Annotated in this window: 2 protein-coding genes; both read left to right on the forward strand. The window is 70.1% G+C overall.

Annotated elements, in window-relative coordinates; translation table 11 throughout:
• Nucleotides 1-190 precede the first annotated feature (190 nt).
• A complete protein-coding gene (locus NBZ85_RS28850) occupies nucleotides 191-2794 on the forward strand; it encodes a DEAD/DEAH box helicase (protein WP_261563107.1) in 2604 nt (867 codons plus the stop codon).
• 74 nt (nucleotides 2795-2868) lie between these two features.
• Entirely contained in the window at nucleotides 2869-3504 is a 636-nt protein-coding gene (locus NBZ85_RS28855; RefSeq protein WP_261560763.1) for a response regulator, read from the forward strand.
• Nucleotides 3505-3767: the final 263 nt, after the last annotated feature.

Consider the following 3767-nt stretch of genomic DNA (forward strand, 5'->3'; position numbering starts at 1 on the left):
GTAGGGATGTCGGTTCGGAGAACACATATTTCCTCTCACGAGGTTCGTCGGATACCCGGAAACCCTCGTCGGTTCTCCGAGCCTGGTCACGGGTGCTGGCCACCGGAACCGGTTCGGGTCCGCACCAAACAGTAGACGGGGGTGTGCCCGTCGGTCGGACGCGCCGCGCGTCAGGCACGATCGAGGGACCATGACACTCACCGACCACCTTCCCGCATCCGCGATCCCGGCGGCCGGCGCCGCTGAGCATGTACCCGGCGGGCCGGATCCGGACACTCTCTATCCGGATCCGGACACCCTCTACGACGCCTTCACCGCCTGGGTCGGGGAGCAGGGCCTGGAGCTCTATCCCGCCCAGTCCGAGGCGCTCATCGAGATCGTCTCCGGGTCGAACGTCATCCTGGCGACGCCGACGGGGTCGGGGAAGAGCCTGGTGGCGGCCGGGGCGCACTTCGCGGCGTTGGCCGCCGGGCGGCGGACGTTCTACACCGCGCCGATCAAGGCGTTGGTGTCGGAGAAGTTCTTCGCGCTGTGCGCGATGTTCGGGGCGGCGAACGTCGGGATGATGACCGGGGACGCCAGTGTGAACGACACGGCGCCGATCATCTGTTGCACGGCGGAGGTGCTGGCGAACATCGCATTGCGCGACGGGGTGGCCGCCGACGCCGGTCAGGTCGTCATGGACGAGTTCCACTACTACGCCGATCCGGAGCGGGGGTGGGCGTGGCAGGTGCCGCTGCTGGAGCTGCCGGGCACCCAGTTCGTGCTGATGTCGGCGACGCTCGGCGACGTGTCGATGTTCGAGGCGGATCTGACCCGGCGCACCGGGCGGCCCACGGCGGTGGTGCGTTCGGCGCAGCGGCCGGTGCCGTTGTTCTACCGGTTCGTCACGACGCCGCTGCACGAGACGATCGGTGAGCTGCTGGAGACCCATCAGGCGCCGGTGTACGTCGTGCACTTCACCCAGGCGCAGGCGTTGGAGCGGGCGCAGGCGTTGATGAGTGTGAACGTGTCGTCGCGGGCGGAGAAGGACGCGATCGCGGCGACGATCGGGAACTTCCGGTTCGCCGCCGGGTTCGGCAAGGTGCTCTCCCGGCTGGTGCGCCATGGCATCGGGGTGCATCACGCGGGGATGCTGCCGAAGTACCGCCGCCTGGTCGAGCAGCTCGCGCAGGCGGGACTGCTGAAGGTGATCTGCGGGACGGACACGCTCGGGGTGGGGATCAACGTGCCGATCCGCACGGTGGTGTTCACGTCGTTGTCGAAGTACGACGGGACCCGGGTGCGGTTGCTCTCGGCGCGGGAGTTCCATCAGATCGCCGGGCGGGCGGGGCGGGCCGGGTACGACTCGGTGGGTAACGTCGTCGTGCAGGCGCCCGATCATGTGGTGGACAACATGCGGGCGTTGGCGAAGGCCGGCGACGATCCGAAGAAGCGGCGCAAGGTGGTGCGCAAGAAGCCGCCGGAGGGCACCGTCGGCTACGGGGAGCCGACGTTCGAGCGTCTTGTCGGCGCCGAGCCGGAGCCGTTGACGTCGCAGTTCACGGTGACGCACGCGATGCTGCTCAACGTCGTCAACCGGCCCGGGGACGCGTTCTCGTCGATGCGTCATCTGCTCACCGACAATCATTCGGATCGTGCGACGCAGCGCCGGTTGATCCACCGGGCGATCGCGATCTACCGGGCGCTGCTGGCCGCCGGTGTGGTGGAGAAGCTCGACTCCCCCGACGAGCTGGGCCGCAATGTGCGGGTGACCGGGGATCTGCAGCTTGATTTCGCGCTCAACCAGCCGCTGTCACCGTTCGCGCTGGCCGCGTTGGAGCTGCTCGATCCGGCGTCGCCGGCCTACGCCCTCGATGTGCTGTCGGTGTTGGAGTCGACGTTGGACAACCCCCGTCAGGTGCTGCACGCGCAGTTGAGCAAGGCGCGGGGGGAGGCGGTGGCGGCGATGAAGGCCGAGGGGATCGAGTACGACCGGCGGATGGAACTGCTGGAGGAGGTCACCTATCCGCAGCCGTTGGGTGAGCTGCTCGCCGCGGCGTTCGCGACGTACCGGCAGGGTCATCCCTGGGTCGACGACTACGAGCTGGCGCCGAAGTCGGTGGCCCGGGAGCTGTTCGAGCGGGCGATGACGTTCGCCGAGTATGTGGCGTTCTACGGGCTGGCCCGCTCCGAGGGGCTGCTGCTGCGCTACTTCGCCGACGCCTACAAGGCGTTGCGCCAGACGGTGCCGGAGGACGCCCGCACCGAGGAGGTCGTCGACCTCACCGAGTGGCTCGGGGAGCTGGTGCGCCAGACCGACTCCAGCCTGCTCGACGAGTGGGAGCGGCTGAGTAACCCCGATCCGGAGGCGGCCGCGGTGGGCGGGGTGGGGGCGGTCGACGATCGGCCGCCGGCGGTGACGGGCAACATTCGGGCGTTTCGGGTGCTGGTCCGCAACGCGCTGTTCCGTCGGGTGGAGCTGGCCGCGTTGCGCCGCTACGACCTGCTGGGCGAGTTGGATGGCCCGGCGGCGGGGGTGTCGGCCGGGGAGGGCCCGGTGTTCGACGCGGCGGGCTGGGCGCAGGCGCTGGCGGGTTACTACGGCGAGCACGACGAGATCGGCACCGGTCCGGACGCGCGCGGGCCGGGGTTGCTGCTGCTCGACGAGGCCCCGGGGGTGTGGACGGCGCGGCAGATCTTCGACGATCCGGCCGGGGACCACGACTGGGGGATCAGTGCCGAGATCGATCTCGCTGCCTCCGACGAGGCCGGGGTGGCGATGGTCCGGGTGAGGGCCGTCGACCGGCTCTGAGGCAGCGGCCCCTTCGAGGGGGGTCACCCGGCGATTCGGGCCGGGGCACGCATCACCGGCGGTATCGTCACCCTGTGAGTACCGTACGGGTCTTCCTCCTGGATGACCACGAGATCGTCCGCCGGGGCATTCGCGAGATGCTCTCCGAAACCGAGGACGTCGACGTCGTCGGCGAGGCCTCCACCGCGGCCGAGGCGCTGCGCCGGATCCCCGCCACCAGACCGAACGTGGCGGTGCTCGACGCGCGGCTGGAGGACGGCAACGGCATCGACGTCTGCCGCGACCTGCGCTCGGCGCATCCCGACATCGGCTGCCTGATCCTCACCTCGTACGACGACGACGACGCACTGTTCGCCGCGATCATGGCCGGGGCCGCCGGTTACCTGCTCAAGCAGATCAAGGGCACCGACCTGGTCGGGGCGATCCGCACGATCGCCGCCGGTCGTTCCCTGCTCGACCCGGCGGTCACCCAGCGGGTGCTGACCCGGCTGCGGGAGGGCCCGGCGGAGGACCGCAAGCTCGCGGCTCTGGGCGAGCGGGAGCGCCAGATCCTCGTCCTGATCGCCGAGGGTCTGACCAACCGGCAGATCGCCGGGCGGATCCACCTGTCCGAGAAGACCGTCAAGAACTACGTCTCGGCGATCCTGGAGAAGCTGGAGCTGTCCAGCCGCACCCAGGCGGCCGTCTACGCAACCCGCATCGACAAGTAGCAGCCCGCCGGCGCCGCGCCGCCCCGACTTCCCGACCGACCTGCCGGCGCGCGCGTCGGTCGTCGTCCTATCCGCCCGGTGAGTCCAGGTAGAGGCCCGGGTGAGTCCAGGTGGCCCGGTCAGTCCAGGTGGCTCTGGACGGCCTGCAGCGCCTCGGCGACGGTGACGGCGGTGCGGATCACCGTGGCGGACGGCCACGGGTCGGCGCGCGCGGCCATCGCCTGATGGATGGCCACCGTCGCATTGGAGGGGTCGGGCGGGGC

It is taken from the genome of Frankia tisae (assembly GCF_025403405.1).
Classification (GTDB): domain Bacteria; phylum Actinomycetota; class Actinomycetes; order Frankiales; family Frankiaceae; genus Frankia; species Frankia tisai.

Bases quoted from the DNA above. Each gene is read 5' to 3' on its own strand.
- NBZ85_RS28850 (WP_261563107.1), top strand. From the start codon at position 191: ATGACACTCACCGACCACCTTCCCGCATCCGCGATCCCGGCGGCCGGC.